The organism is Arthrobacter sp. DualSoilB13 (assembly GCF_055389195.1).
The window spans coordinates 60,762-74,225 of record NZ_AP035867.1 but is presented as its reverse complement, the minus strand read 5'-3'; the positions used below and the strand labels follow the sequence as shown (position 1 = coordinate 74,225).

Annotated in this window: 11 protein-coding genes; 9 read left to right on the top strand and 2 right to left on the bottom strand. The window is 61.9% G+C overall.

What is annotated here, in order from left to right; genetic code table 11:
• The 7 genes from ACZ5J0_RS21080 (at position 1) to ACZ5J0_RS21050 (ending at position 9,679) form a co-directional block, all read left to right on the top strand.
• Positions 1 to 1,305, top strand: coding sequence for a hypothetical protein (locus ACZ5J0_RS21080; protein WP_464094779.1), 1,305 nt, complete (start codon positions 1 to 3; stop codon positions 1,303 to 1,305).
• The gene (locus tag ACZ5J0_RS21075; RefSeq protein ID WP_464094780.1) at positions 1,292 to 2,800 is read left to right on the top strand and encodes an SCO6880 family protein; all 1,509 of its coding nucleotides are present in this window, start codon (positions 1,292 to 1,294) and stop codon (positions 2,798 to 2,800) included. The genes ACZ5J0_RS21080 and ACZ5J0_RS21075 overlap by 14 nt, the downstream gene beginning before the upstream one ends.
• Entirely contained in the window at positions 2,800 to 4,395 is a 1,596-nt protein-coding gene (locus ACZ5J0_RS21070) for a helicase HerA domain-containing protein (RefSeq protein ID WP_464094781.1), read from the top strand. Before ACZ5J0_RS21075 ends, ACZ5J0_RS21070 begins: the two co-directional genes overlap by 1 nt.
• Entirely contained in the window at positions 4,392 to 6,161 is a 1,770-nt protein-coding gene (locus ACZ5J0_RS21065; RefSeq protein ID WP_464094782.1) for a type IV secretory system conjugative DNA transfer family protein, read from the top strand. Before ACZ5J0_RS21070 ends, ACZ5J0_RS21065 begins: the two co-directional genes overlap by 4 nt.
• 15 nt (positions 6,162 to 6,176) lie before the next feature.
• Complete coding sequence (locus ACZ5J0_RS21060) at positions 6,177 to 6,605, top strand: DUF4913 domain-containing protein (RefSeq protein WP_464094783.1); 429 nt, start codon at positions 6,177 to 6,179, stop codon at positions 6,603 to 6,605.
• Positions 6,606 to 6,845: 240 nt separating this feature from the next.
• Positions 6,846 to 8,024: an ATP-binding protein gene (locus ACZ5J0_RS21055; protein WP_464094784.1), complete on the top strand. Its 1,179-nt coding sequence runs from the start codon at positions 6,846 to 6,848 to the stop codon at positions 8,022 to 8,024.
• A gap of 608 nt (positions 8,025 to 8,632) precedes the next feature.
• A complete protein-coding gene (locus tag ACZ5J0_RS21050) occupies positions 8,633 to 9,679 on the top strand; it encodes a LacI family DNA-binding transcriptional regulator (protein WP_464094785.1) in 1,047 nt (348 codons plus the stop codon).
• A gap of 231 nt (positions 9,680 to 9,910) precedes the next feature.
• Here ACZ5J0_RS21050 and ACZ5J0_RS21045 read toward each other — a convergent pair whose 3' ends face one another.
• Complete coding sequence (locus ACZ5J0_RS21045) at positions 9,911 to 11,302, bottom strand: DHA2 family efflux MFS transporter permease subunit (protein WP_464094786.1); 1,392 nt, start codon at positions 11,300 to 11,302, stop codon at positions 9,911 to 9,913.
• A 94-nt stretch (positions 11,303 to 11,396) separates the two neighbouring features.
• On the opposite strand from ACZ5J0_RS21045, the gene ACZ5J0_RS21040 reads away from it, so the two are divergent.
• Entirely contained in the window at positions 11,397 to 12,125 is a 729-nt protein-coding gene (locus ACZ5J0_RS21040; RefSeq protein ID WP_464094787.1) for a GntR family transcriptional regulator, read from the top strand.
• Positions 12,126 to 12,246: 121 nt separating this feature from the next.
• Here ACZ5J0_RS21040 and ACZ5J0_RS21035 read toward each other — a convergent pair whose 3' ends face one another.
• Entirely contained in the window at positions 12,247 to 12,447 is a 201-nt protein-coding gene (locus tag ACZ5J0_RS21035; RefSeq protein WP_464094788.1) for a hypothetical protein, read from the bottom strand.
• A gap of 21 nt (positions 12,448 to 12,468) precedes the next feature.
• Here ACZ5J0_RS21035 and ACZ5J0_RS21030 point away from each other — a divergent pair, with 21 nt between their 5' ends.
• The gene (locus ACZ5J0_RS21030) at positions 12,469 to 13,416 is read left to right on the top strand and encodes an aldo/keto reductase (protein WP_464094789.1); all 948 of its coding nucleotides are present in this window, start codon (positions 12,469 to 12,471) and stop codon (positions 13,414 to 13,416) included.
• The last annotated feature ends 48 nt before the right edge of the window (positions 13,417 to 13,464 follow it).

The following is a 13,464-nucleotide window of genomic DNA, read 5'->3' as shown; positions in this document are numbered from 1 at the left end:
ATGGCATGCGAAATCTGGGACTTGGCCTGCAAAGCCAAGGAAGGTGCCGGTGAAGTTGTTGCAGGGATAACAGATGACGCCATCAACAATCTTGCCAAAGCCATCATGGAGGGCATGAGCCAGATGGTGACAACACTGTCCACCTTCTGGGTCTCGATGCCCACTGTGAATCTGGCCAGTCAGGACGGAACCCCAAGCCCGGTTGTTTCTGTGGTCAACAGTGAACTGATGCCGTGGACTCTCGCTCTTGCAGTCCTCGCTGTCATTCTTGGTGGCATCAGGCTGATTTGGGAACAGCGCGGGGCTCCGCTGAAGGATCTACTCCGGTCACTGCTGACGCTGACGCTAGTGTCCGGCCTAGGTTTGGGTGTCATCTCCATTCTGGTGATTGCCGCCGATGCCTTCTCGGTGGCCGTCATCAACCGTTCCACCAACGGGCAAGGATTCGCCGAATCCCTGAAGATCCTGGTGATGACAAACCAGACCGGCGTCGGAGTCTTCATCCTGATCGTTCTGGGGCTGATTGGGCTGATCGCATCTCTCGTCCAGGTCGTGCTCATGGTGGTACGCAGTGGCATGCTGGTGATCCTTGCGGGCATTCTGCCCACCACGGCCGCGTTCACGAACACGGAGATGGGTAGGCAGTGGTTCCAGAAGGCCGTGGGCTGGACCATCGCCTTCATCCTCTACAAACCAGCCGCCGCAATCGTGTACTCGGTCGCGTTCCTACTCATGGGCAACGGAGACGGCAAAAACGCACTGATTCAATCCATCACCGGGTTCACTTTGATGGTCGTGGCGCTGTTCGCGCTACCCGCTTTGATGCGCTTCGTTACCCCCATGGTCGGAGCCGTAGCCTCCGGCGGAGGCGCCGGGGCAGGAGCAGCCGTCGGTGCCATTGCCACAGGGGCCGTCTCCCTTGGCCGTGGAGGCAGTGGCAGGGGCAACGCTTCCCCGACCCCTTCATCGTCAACAAGCACGTCGAGCACCCAGAGCACGCATACCGGCAGTTCGCCAAAGGGCAGTGATGGAACATCCGGCCCACGAGGAGGGGGCGCGCAATCGACCCCTGGCACTACGGGTCCAGGTGGAGCTGCTGGAACTGCTGCAGCTGCAAAGGCAGGCACGGCAGGAACCGCAGGAGCGGCAACTGGTGGCGGTGCAGCCGCGGCGGGAGCCAGTGGGGGAGCAGCGGCGGCTGGCCCGGCTGTAGCTACAGGAGTAAAGGTGGCGTCCGCGACGTCACAGGCAATCGAAAAGACCGCGCAGGATTCAACCGGGGAGGGCCCCAGTGGCAGCAATTAACACCGAATACAAAGAACCGTCTTACGGCAACTGGCGCGTCCCGCGCTCAGCCGGGCTGGCCAACCTCGGTGCCATCGGCACCGCCATCGTGTTCGCAGGTTTGTTGGCGGGCATTATCAGCTTCGCTATTTGGGGCCTTTTCGTTGGCCTGGGCGTTCTTGCCTTTGCCGGTGTCAGCGCCTTGCTGCTGACAGTCAAGGACAAGCATGGCCAGTCCATCGTTGACCGCGCCGGCACCCGTTTGGCCTTCAAAGTCTCCCTGTCCTCGGGCACGAATCTTTACCGTTCAGGCCCGCTCGGCGTAACGCCGTGGGGCATGTACCAGCTTCCGGGCTTGGCTGCGAAGTCCACCCTGTACGAATTCACCGACTCTTACAAGCGTCCCTTCGCCATGCTGCACGTGCCCACCACGAGTCACTTCACCGTGATCTTTTCCACCGAACCCGATGGGGCCTCCTTGGTGGACCCTGAGCAGGTCGATGCGTGGGTGGCGAACTGGGGCGGCTGGCTCGCCGGGCTCTCCGATGAGGCAGGGCTGGACTCCGCAGCCGTGACCGTGGAAACGGCCCCGGACTCGGGGTATCGGCTCCGGAACGAAGTGCTGATGAATATCGACCCGGAAGCACCTGAGTTCGCCCGGGAAATGCTGAACGAAGTTGTGGCCACCTACCCGGAAGGATCAGCCACGGTCCGTGCTTGGGTGTCGTTGACGTTCAAGGCCGCTATCCGTACAGGGGCGAAGAAGCGGACCCCGGAAGAAGTCGCCCGTGACCTTGCCTCCCGGATCCCCGGCTTATCGGCACGGCTGCAGTCCACGGGTGCCGGGATCGCCCGTCCGACGACAGCGCAGGAACTCTGTGAGGTCGTGCGTGTCGCCTACGATCCTCCCGCAGCGCTGATCATCGATGAAGCCCATGCTGCCGGGTCCCCGGTGTCCCTGACCTGGGGCGAGGTGGGCCCCACCGCACACCAGTCCAACTGGGAGAGCTACCGGCACGATTCCGCGTTCTCAGTTTCGTGGACCATGACCGGTGCCCCGCGTGGATCAGTGAATTCTTCGGTACTGTCCCGGTTGCTGGCCCCGCACGGGGACGTTGACCGCAAACGCGTCTCGTTGCTGTACCGTCCGATGGATTCGGCCCGCGCCGCTGCCGTGGTCGAACAGGACCAGAACAACGCCAACGTCCGTATCACTTCCGGAAACCGGCCATCAGCCCGTGCCTTGGTTGATGCCCGGTCAGCGCAACAGACCGCGCAGGAAGAAGCCCAAGGTGCCGGCTTGGTGAACTTCGGTGTGGTCGTCACGGCCACCGTGACCGACCGGGAACGCCTTCCAGACGCTGTGGCTGCTGTGGAACAGAGTTCCGGTAGCGCCAGGCTGTTGCTGCGTCCCGCTTACGGCTCACAGGACACGGTGTTCGCCGGATCCCTGCCTCTGGGCCTGGTGCTGCCCGAGCACAGCATGGTCCCGTCCGAGATTAAGGACGCTCTGTAATGGCCCTCCCGAAACTCTTCACCCGCTCCTCGAAGCACAGCACTGCTCCGGCCAAGGCTGCGCCGAAAAAGGCTGAGAAGCAGCCCCGCCCTGCCGGTCCGGGTGCCCGTGGCTGGCCCGGTCGCGGAGGGGGCATGGCCCAGCTCGTCCCTACCGTGAAGCAGTACCGGGGAACGACGGTTCAGGTCTGCGGTCTGTGGCCGTTCTCCTCCGGGGCGTCCTCGCCCATGATCGGTGTCCCGCTGGGCCGCCACGAGGAAACACAGGCCACGGTCTGCTGCGACCCGATCAGCTGGTTCCAGCGCGCACGCCTGATTTCCAACCCGTCCGCGTTCATCCTGGGCAAGCCCGGGCTGGGGAAGTCCACCGTCGTCCGGCGGATGTTCATCGGACTCTCCGCACAAGGAGTTCACCCGCTGATCCTTGGTGACCTCAAAGGCGAGCACGTCAAAGCCGTCAGGGCACTCGGCGGGCAGGTCATCCGGCTTGGTCGTGGTGTCGGGTACCTGAACATCCTTGACCCGGGTCAGGCTGTTGAAGCCGCCCAGCTCCTTGAAGAAAACGGCCACCCTGAAGACGCAGCGCGCGTCCGGGCCGACGCGCACGGACGCCGCCTGACCATGGTGGTCTCGCTGATCACGATCAGCCGGAACAACCCGCCCACCGACCAGGAACAAACCATCCTGGACCGGGCCTTGCGGGTCCTCGATGACCGTTTCGACGGTGTGCCGGTGTTGAAGGACCTGCTGGATGTCATCGTCTCCGCACCTGACGAGCTGCGGCAGGTCGCCCTGGACCGAGGCGACATGAACATCTACCTGCAGGAAACCCGGGCCTTGGAGGCAACCCTGCTGGGATTGACCGGTGGTGGGAAGCTGGGAGAAATCTTCTCCCGCCAAACCAGCCAGCCCATGAAGCGCGACCGTGCCGTGGTCTTCGACGTCTCCAGCATTGACGAGACCGAAACGGACCTACAGGCCGCCATCCTTCTGGCGTGCTGGTCCTACGGCTTCGGCACGGTCAACGTCGCCAACGCCCTCGCCGATGCAGGTTTGGAACCGCGACGGAACTACTTTGTGGTTCTGGACGAGCTGTGGCGTGCGCTGCGGGCCGGTAAGGGCATGGTGGACCGTGTGGACGCGCTTACCCGGTTGAACCGTTCGGTGGGTGTCGGGCAGATCATGATTTCCCACACCATGTCCGACCTGCTGGCACTGCCGGCAGAAGAGGACAGGATGAAAGCCCGCGGCTTCGTCGAACGCTCCGGCATGGTCATCTGCGGCGGCCTCCCGGCCTCAGAGATGCCATTGCTGACCTCAGCCATTCCGCTGTCCCGACAGGAACAGCAGAAACTCATCGGCTGGCAGGACCCGCCCGCGTGGGACTCACGCGGCGTCGACGTCGAACCTCCGGGCCGGGGAAAGTTCCTCATCAAGGTCGGCGGCCGTCCCGGGATCCCCGTCCAGGTCGGACTCACCTCCTTGGAGAAGGGCCCCGAAGGCGTCAACGACACCGACGGCAAATGGCACTCCGCCCCTGAAACCCTGCTGGAACCGGCGGCCCCGGTCCTACCGATTGAAGGAGGCACCCTGTGAGCGCGCCAAACCGCAAAGGAATGGGGATGGGCGATGCCCTGCTGGTCTGGCTGGCCATCGGCTTCATCGTCATCTTCGGCGGCGGCACCTACGCCGCCCTGCACCTAGGATCCTGGATGGCGGGCATCGACGCACCACCCGCCCACCCGATTGATCTGATCGCGGGCCTCGCCAAGGGCCGCGTCCCGTGGCCCACAGAAGCCACGGTTGTGGTCTGCGTGCTGGCCGGTGTGGTGCTGGCACTGACCATTGTTGTGCTCGTGGCTTGGAGGAAGGGTGCGTCCAAGCGCGCCCGCGTCGATAAGGCCGCCCGGTACCTTGGACGGGGTAAGTCACTGGCCGCGTTCTCGGAAAAGGGAGCGAAAACGACCGCCGAGCGCCTGGGCGTCACGGACACTCCCGGCATCGTGGTCGGCAAAGTCGTCGCCACCGGGCAGAAGTTCATCCAGTCCTGGGAAGACCTGTCCCTCGACATCTGGGGTCCCCGTACCGGTAAGTCGACCTCACGGGTCATGCCCGCCATTTTGGACGCCCCCGGGGCGGTTGTCTCGACGTCGAACAAGCGCGACGTCGTGGACGGCACTCGTGGCGTCCGCGAGGCCACGGCCCCGGTGTGGGTGTTCGATCCGCAGAAGATCGCCCAGGAAGAACCGGACTGGTGGTGGAACCCGCTCTCCTACGTCACCGACGAGGAGAAGGCGTACAAGCTCACCCAGCACTTCTCGGTCGGTTCCCGCGTGCCCGGGTCCAAGCCCGACGCCTACTTCGATCCCAAGGCCGAAGACATTCTGTCCTCGTACTTCCTCGCCGCCGCGCTCGGGGAGCTGCCCATTACGCAGGTCTACATCTGGGTCACCGAACAGGTAAACCGGGAACCGATCAACATCCTGAAACAGCACGATTACGAGCTGCAGTACAAGGGCCTTGAATCCACACTGGAGCTGGCCGACAAGCAGCGAGACGGCATCTTCGGTACGGCCGAGAAGATGATCCAATGCCTCAAGAGCCGGAATACCCTGCGGTGGGTCGCCCCCATTGGTGGGGCAACGGTGGCCACGGATGCCCGCCGCCAGTTCAACCCGCATGCTTTCGCCGCGTCTCAGGAGACGATCTACATTCTCTCCAAGGAAGGTGCCGGCTCCGCCGCACCGCTCACCACAGCCCTGACCGTGGCCATTGCAGAAGCCATGGAAGAACGTGCAGAGCGCAGCGGCGGCCGGCTCCCCAAGCCCGCACTGTTCGCTCTGGATGAGTTGGCCAACGTCGTCCGCTGGGCCGGACTGCCGGACCAGTTCAGCCACTATGGCTCCAAGGGCCTGATTGTCATGGGCATCCTGCAGTCTTGGTCCCAGGGCGTGGAACTGTGGGGAGAAGCAAACATGCGGAAAATCTGGTCAGCGGCGAACGTGAAGGTCTACGGTGGCGGCGTGGCAGAAGAAGGCTTCCTCCGGGCACTCTCGGACCTGATCGGAGACTACAGCTACATCAACGTCTCCGCTTCCTCAGGCAAATCCGGTTCCAGCCGCTCCCGTCAAGAGAGCAAGGAACGCATCTTCGACGTGTCCAACCTCGCAGAACTGGACCGTGGCCGCGCCGTCGTCCTCGCCTCCGGAGCACCCGCCACACTCGTCCGCACCATGCCCTGGTACACCGGCCCCCACAAGGAAACGGTGGAAGCATCCATCAAGAAGTACAGCCCTCGCCCCGAAGAACCCCCTGTCCCAGTCCCGGCCGCACCGGCAGCCAATCCCTGGGTCACGAAGTAGAAAGGGTCCGCACTCATGGCAACTGATTTTGACCTCTACGACACGGACACCCCGGCCCCGGCTAAATCTGACCAGGGTGCAGAGAAAGAACCGGAGCTCGTCTACGGCTCGGCCGAAGAGTTCCTCCATGAGCAGCTGCTCCCCACCTATGTCCGCAGCGTCACGGGAAAGTCAGCCAAGTGGTGCGTCGAGTGGTATTTCCATCCGGAGGCCGTCTCGCGTGTAGCGGCCCTGTGGCGCTCATGGGAGCATCTGCGACTGGATCCAGCGACCGGCATGAGCGTCTGGTGGAAGGACCACGCAGACCACCACATGCGGGTGCTCCTTGATCCGCAGGGCCCGTTCTACAACTGCGATATGAAAGAACACCGCGAGCCCGAACACCTCGAACCCCGCAAAGCCCCCGCGGGCTGGTTCCCGGACGTTCGAGACCTGCAGCAGTGAGTCGCCCTTAACTGCCGGCAGCAAACGTGTTCTCCCTGGCTGCAGCATCTCGCACGCAGGAGAGAGCTCCCCAATAGCGCCACAGGCTGTGGCCCTATTAACCGGCCGTAGTGGCAGGACACCCAAGTGGACGAAGGTCCGGTGAACGTCCGGCAAGTTCCACGCCAAGATCGCTAACCAAAGATAACGACTTATAACAAATCTTGTTATAAGTCGTTATAAGTGGTTATCCTTGGTCGCATGGACCCAGCTATGAATCCCTTCAACCCGGGCTCGGGCGTCCGGCCGCCCGAGCTTGTGGGTCGCGACGGTGAGATTGATGCTTTCGACCTGCTGGTCGCCAGGTCAAAGTCCAACACCGTGGGGGATAGAGGCATGGTGCTTTCCGGCCTTCGGGGTGTCGGTAAGACCGTCCTGCTCAACGTCTTCGCCGAACACGCCCGTCGCAACGACTGGCTGGTCATCCAGATCGAAGCCCAACCCGGAGAGGCCGGCAAGACGGCCACCCGGGCAAAACTCGCCCGTGAACTGGACATGGGCACCCGTAGGCTTCGCGGCAAACCCGCTTGGAACTTCCTGCAGGGCGCCATGGCCAGCATCGGCAATATCTCTGCCAGTCTCGGAGTGACCGGCCTTTCGGCTTCCGTCACGACCAAGCAACAAGGACGCGCGGACTCCGGCAATCTTGACATCGACCTCGAGGAACTGGTCGAGGACGTCTCCCTAGCTATGCGGAAAGCCCGCGCCGGGTTCGGTCTGTTCATCGATGAAATGCAGGACCTGGATGAAGAGTTGTTGACCGTGCTCCTCTCAATCCAGCACCTCGCAGGCCAGCGCGGCTGGCCCTTCTACATCATCGGCGCGGGCTTGCCCAACCTTCCCGGCAAGATCTCCGAAGCAAGAACCTATGGGGAGAGACTCTTCCTCTACCGAACCATCGGCCAAGTCAACAACGAAGCCGCGACCGAAGCACTCGCCCTGCCCATCAATAGGCTCGGAGCGTCGCTGACACCGGATGCACTGTCACTACTCCTGTCGGCAGCCAACGGCTACCCCTTCTTCCTCCAGGTTTACGGGCGCTCCGCTTGGGAAGCTGCCTCAGAAAAGGTCATCAGCGGCGAGGACGCCCAACTAGCTGTACGGTTGGGCACCAGTGACCTCGACCATGGCTTCTTCGAAGCCCGTTGGCAGCGCGCCACTAACGCAGAACGCCTGTACCTCAGGGCCATGGCCCAGGACGGCGACCAGCCCTCCGCAGCAGGAGAAATCGCCGAACGACTCGGGAAATCAACCGGCAAGCTCGCGGTCATCCGGTCCCGGCTCATCGCTAAAGGCGTCATCTACGCACCGGAATACGGATCCATACAATTCACCGTCCCGGGAATGGCTGCCTTCATCGCCCGCCAAAACGAAGACTGACAACCTCGCCAGACCACCCACAACACGAGACCCCTGCAACGTGAGGACCCGCGTGCCAGGGAATACCTGACAAGGTGCGCGCCGATAAGCACCCTTCCGTAAACCTGTCTCTCCCACATCAACCTACCTTCCTGGGCAGTACAGCGGGCGACGCCCGAGATGAACCACGACGTCTACAACGAGGGTCTATTAGTTCGTTTCTAATGACCCAGGTCCGGTGTGGGGTTTCTTGGGTGGCAGTGACCACCCTCGGTGATCCATCGCAAAGAAGGTCAAGGAATTCTGGGGAACCGGTGGAGGGATGCAGGGCTAGGCGACGAGAATCTTCAATGGGGGTGAACCGGGTGCAGTGACTACACGCTGAGAACGGAATGGCGGAAGGTTCCTTGACTGCAGAGCGGAGGAATCCGGTCACCAGGAAAGCTTGGCACCTCGTCATCCGTTTCGATGTGAGTACTTGTGAGTCCTACCGCTGGAAGAAGTTAGATTTACGGATACCGGTGTTCACCACCCCGCCAGAGAGGCTCCACAGGACGAATACAAGCCGTCGCTGCCGACAGTGATGGCAACCCAGAGGTTTTGGTGCCAAGCCCGTCTAAGATGAAGCAGTGACTGACGCGTCCATCTCCCAAGCAGAATCTGTCCCTGCTAGGCGTGGCCCCAGGGAGAAGGCCAGCGCCACTATATATGACATCGCCAAGCTGGCGGGCGTCAACCCCTCCACAGTCTCTCGGGCCCTTACGAAGCCGGGGAGGGTCAGCGCGAAAACCCAGAAGATCGTTGAGGACGCTGCGGCGAAGTTGAACTACCACGCGAACTCGTATGCGCGGGCGCTTCCCACGGGCAGGACGAACACTATCGGCCTGATCGTCGCGGATATCACCAACCCCACGTTCTTCGATATCATCCGTGGGGCTGAGACCACCGGGGCAGCTAGGGATTACACTCTCGTTCTTGCGGAATCTTCCGAATCGCGGGAGACCGAGGTTACCGCAGCTCGCCGCCTGTTGAGCACCGTGGACTGCCTGATTCTGGCCAGCCCGCGTATGGACGACGACCAGATCCGTTCCTTGGCTGCGGGCAAACCGGTGGCGGTTGTTAACCGTGAAATCAGAGGCGTTCCTTGCGTGGTGCCTGATGTCACCAAAGGCATCGGTGAGGCCGTTCGCAGCCTGGCGGCTAACGGCCACAGGGAACTTGCTTACGTCGCCGGACCCAGCCAGTCGTGGATGACGGCGCGGCGCTGGGAGGGCGTCAAGGCGGCGTGCGACTGGTCCAAGCTCCGGGCCGTCCGTGTCGAGTCCACCGAGCCAACAGTAATTGGCGGTCGGCGGGTCGCCCGAGAAGTCCTCAACAGCGGTGCGACGGCAGTAATCGCCTACAACGATCTAGTGGCGATCGGTCTCATGCAGGAGCTCCAGGCCGGCGGCACGCGGGTCCCAGACCAAATCAGCGTCATCGGTTTCGACGACATCTTCGGAGCGGACTTCACCACGCCTGCCCTGACGACTATCCGCTCATCACTGCGCGAATGCGGAACCCGGTCGGTGTTGATCCTGCTTGATATGCTGTTGGGCCATGAAGCCCCGGTAGGGTCTGTCAGCGTGGAGACGGAGCTCGTGGTGCGCGGTTCAAGCGGGCGCCTGCTGAGCTAGATCCAGAAGACTCTCGCTCACCGCGAGGCGGCTCCCAGAGACGGGGCACAGCCCCCAGCCGTGGTAGGGCTTTCTGTGGCAGCAAGTCCCTTAATTGCTTGTTGACGTACAAATACTTGTGCTGGCTGTCGCTCCCGAGTATGAGGCGGTTTTAGCCACCCACCCACGGCAGCTCATTCTTACCGACAGCACATGCCTGAAACCCTCGGCATTGCTGCCATTCCGTTTGCTTCAAGCTCCTTGCCGAGCGTGTGCTGCACCTTGCGAAGCCGATCCCGGTTCCTCGAACAGGAGGCTTGGGATGATCGCCAGGGCTGCAGCCGCCGACACGAGAAAAAAGCCACCGGCGAAGCCTGCACCTGGGGTGACGTTGCCCGTCAATGCGTTGAGGACAGCAGCTGCGGTGGCAACGCCAAGGGCCATGCCGATTAGCCGGGCCATATTGACCACGGTCGATCCGTCCGATAGCTCGGGACCATCGAGCCCGGAAACCGTTGCAGTCTGCAATGGGATAATCGTTGCCCCAAACCCAGCACCGGCTACCAGTATCAGGCCCGCCGTCACCCACAGTGGGCCGCCCACGTCTGTCAAAGCCAGCCCGGCTGTGCCGGCAGTTATGATGCCGAGCCCGGCTACCAGCGGAGCTGTCAGTCCCCAGCGGCGTGTGAGTCGTGTGGAGAAGGGACTGGCCAGCAGAATGCCGACCGCATGCAACGACGTAACCAGCCCACTTGAGAAGGGAGACATGCCTCGCAGACCTTGAAGATACATCGGAAGGATGAAGAGCAGCCCGCCGTAAGACAATGAGGTCAGCAGAAAGACAAGATTGCTGCTCCAGAGTTCCTGTCGTCCGAGCAAGCGCACGTTAATCAGGGGGCTGTGTCGGCGCAGCTGCCTCACTGTGAACATGGTCAAGAGCACCAGTGAGGCTGCCATTACTGCGGGGACAGGAAGGCTGCCGTCGGCGTTCTCTGCCCCTGAAAGTCCAAAAACAAGCAGTACAAGACCGGCTGAGACGGCAAGAAAACCAACCGCGTCGAATGCAGCTCTATCATCCCTGGTCCGAAGACGAAGCAGAGGCTTTCCAGCCAGCATGGCGACCACCGCAACCGGGACGTTGAGCGCAAACACCCAACGCCAACTGACGTCCTGCACAAACCAGCCTCCGATCAGCGGGCCGAGCACGGGCGCCAGCGATGCCGGAACAGCTATGAGAGCCGAAGCCTTGCCTCGCTCGGCGGCGGGAAATGCTGCAAAAAGAAGTGCCATACCCGCCGGAAGAAGGATCCCCCCGCCGAGTCCCTGCATCGCCCGGAAGACAATGAGCGCAGGCAACGACCAGGCCAGGCCCGTGAGGGCCGATGAGGCCGAGAACAAGCCCAGGGCGACATAAAAGGCGCGGCCCTGCCCCAGCCGCCGGCTAATCCAGCTACTCATCGGCATTGCCACTGCAATGGCCAGCAGATAGGCAGTTACAACCCACTGGGCGATCCCGGGTCCGGTGCCGAATTCCACTTGCATGGTTGGCACCGCAACATTGACGACGGTCGTATCGAGAAGATCCATGACTAGAGCAAGGGTCACTGCGACCACGGCCGGGCGGCGAAGGTCCTTTTCGGGCATAGCCTGTCTCCTTAGTTGATGGTGTATAAAGGATTATAGATAATCGATAATGTATAATCATGGATGGTTAGGCTCATCTAATAAGTGAGGAAATATGAGAACCCCTACGGACTGGCCCTCTGCGGAGGTGCTGCAGATGGCTTCGGGGGGCCAATCTGCCCCTTACCTTGCGGTTCCTCTTCGGGTGAGAATCCGCGAACATATCACCGCCGGGATTGTCGACGGCACCTACGTTCCAGGACAGCGGCTTACGGAAGTGGAAGTAGCCCGGACGTTGGGGACCAGCCAAACGCCGGTGAGGGAAGCGCTGCGAGAACTTTCTGCCATGGGGTTTATCGAGTCTGCGCCCAACAAAGGTTGCCGTGTCCGCAGGATCGATAGTGAAGAGATTCGTCAGGCCCACATAATACGAGCTGCCCTGGAGGACATAGCCGGACAGTTGGCCGCGCCGCAGTTGAAGGGCAATACTGCGCAGCTTCGAAGCTCATTGGGCGGGATGCGCGCAGCCCTCCTGGACGGAGATCTTGCTGCACTCTGTTTCCACAGCACTCAGTTTCACCGCAGCATCGTGGACAGTGCGAATAACGCGGCATTGACCCGGGCATGGAATGCTGTCGGAATAGAGATGCTCACCCTGATCGGGGCAGGCCAGCCAGGCGTGGACCTGTCCGCCTGCGTAGAAGAACATGACGCCATAATGGACGCCTTGGACGCGGGGAACGCCTCCACCGCCGGACATCTCCTAAAAAATCATGCCTGCGCTTACGTCGCCGGGCAACGCGATCGTGTGGAGGACTCCCAGCCGATCCCGTCGGCAAGATGAGCAGCAAGCATGCGGTGTCCTGACCTGCGCATGCACCACAAATATGGAAACAACTGCGTAGCCCAATCAGCGCAGGAAGGGTCACGGCATAACCACCACGACGACGAGCCTCGGTTGAACATCAAAGCGTGTGTTCCACCGACGGCGACGGCGACGGGTGCGGGCAGGCCGCCCGGAAGGACGACGACGCCGCCCGCATCAGCGATCGGCCTTCGACCGGCGCCAGGACGAAAGCGCCGACGGCCAGGGCATCTCGAACGTAAGTCCCGTCCTGATACCGGACAACATCAAACTGATCGACGAACTCTCCGACTAACCACACCCACGACAGCATAGGATTCCCATGAATACCATCGGACATTCAGACCTGACGATCTTCCCGCTGGCCTTGGGCGGAAACACGTTCGGGTGGACGTCGGACGAATTAGAGTCCAAGTCTGTCCTCGACGCGTACACAGCCGCGGGCGGGAACTTCATCGACACCGCGGACAGTTACTCCGCATGGGTGGGAGGAAATGCCGGTGGTGAGTCTGAAGCCATCATCGGAGACTGGATGGCCAGCCGTCGCAACAGGTCAGAACTCATCATTGGAACAAAAGTCAGCCAGCACCCCGATTTCCCCGGACTCTCCAGGCGAAACATCAAGGCCGCGGCTGACGCTTCCCTGCGCCGTCTCCAGACCGACTACATAGACCTGTACTACGCCCATTTTGATGACGAAGCGACCGCGTTGGAGGAGACGGTCGCGGCCTTCGATGATCTCGTCATCGCCGGAAAAGTCCGTCACATCGGGATCTCCAACTACAGCGCTGACCGGGCACGCGAATGGATACGGGTTGCGGACGAAAACGGCTACGCCCGTCCGGTAGCACTGCAACCGCACTACAACCTGGTGCACCGGGCAGCTTTCGAAAACGGCCTTGCGGACGTTGCTGCCGACTACGGCCTCGGTGTCATTCCATACTGGTCACTGGCCAGCGGTTTTCTCACCGGCAAGTACAGGACCCAACAAGACCTGATCGGAAGCCCACGAGAAGACATGGCAGGAACCTACTTCAGCGACGCTGGCCTGCGGGTCATCTCCGCCCTTGAGGACATCGCCCGACAACGGGACACGACCATCGCCACCGCGTCTCTGGCCTGGCTCCTGACACGAAATAACGTTGCAGCCCCCATTGCCAGCGCCCGCACGATCGAGCAATTGCCCCACCTGATGGCAGCTACCACGCTGAGGCTCAGCGCTTCCGACATTCGTCGCCTGGATGAAACGTCCGCATTCATAACTGCCTGACCGCACGACTCACGGGCGGACGTGCCAGTGCACTCTCCGTAACGGAAA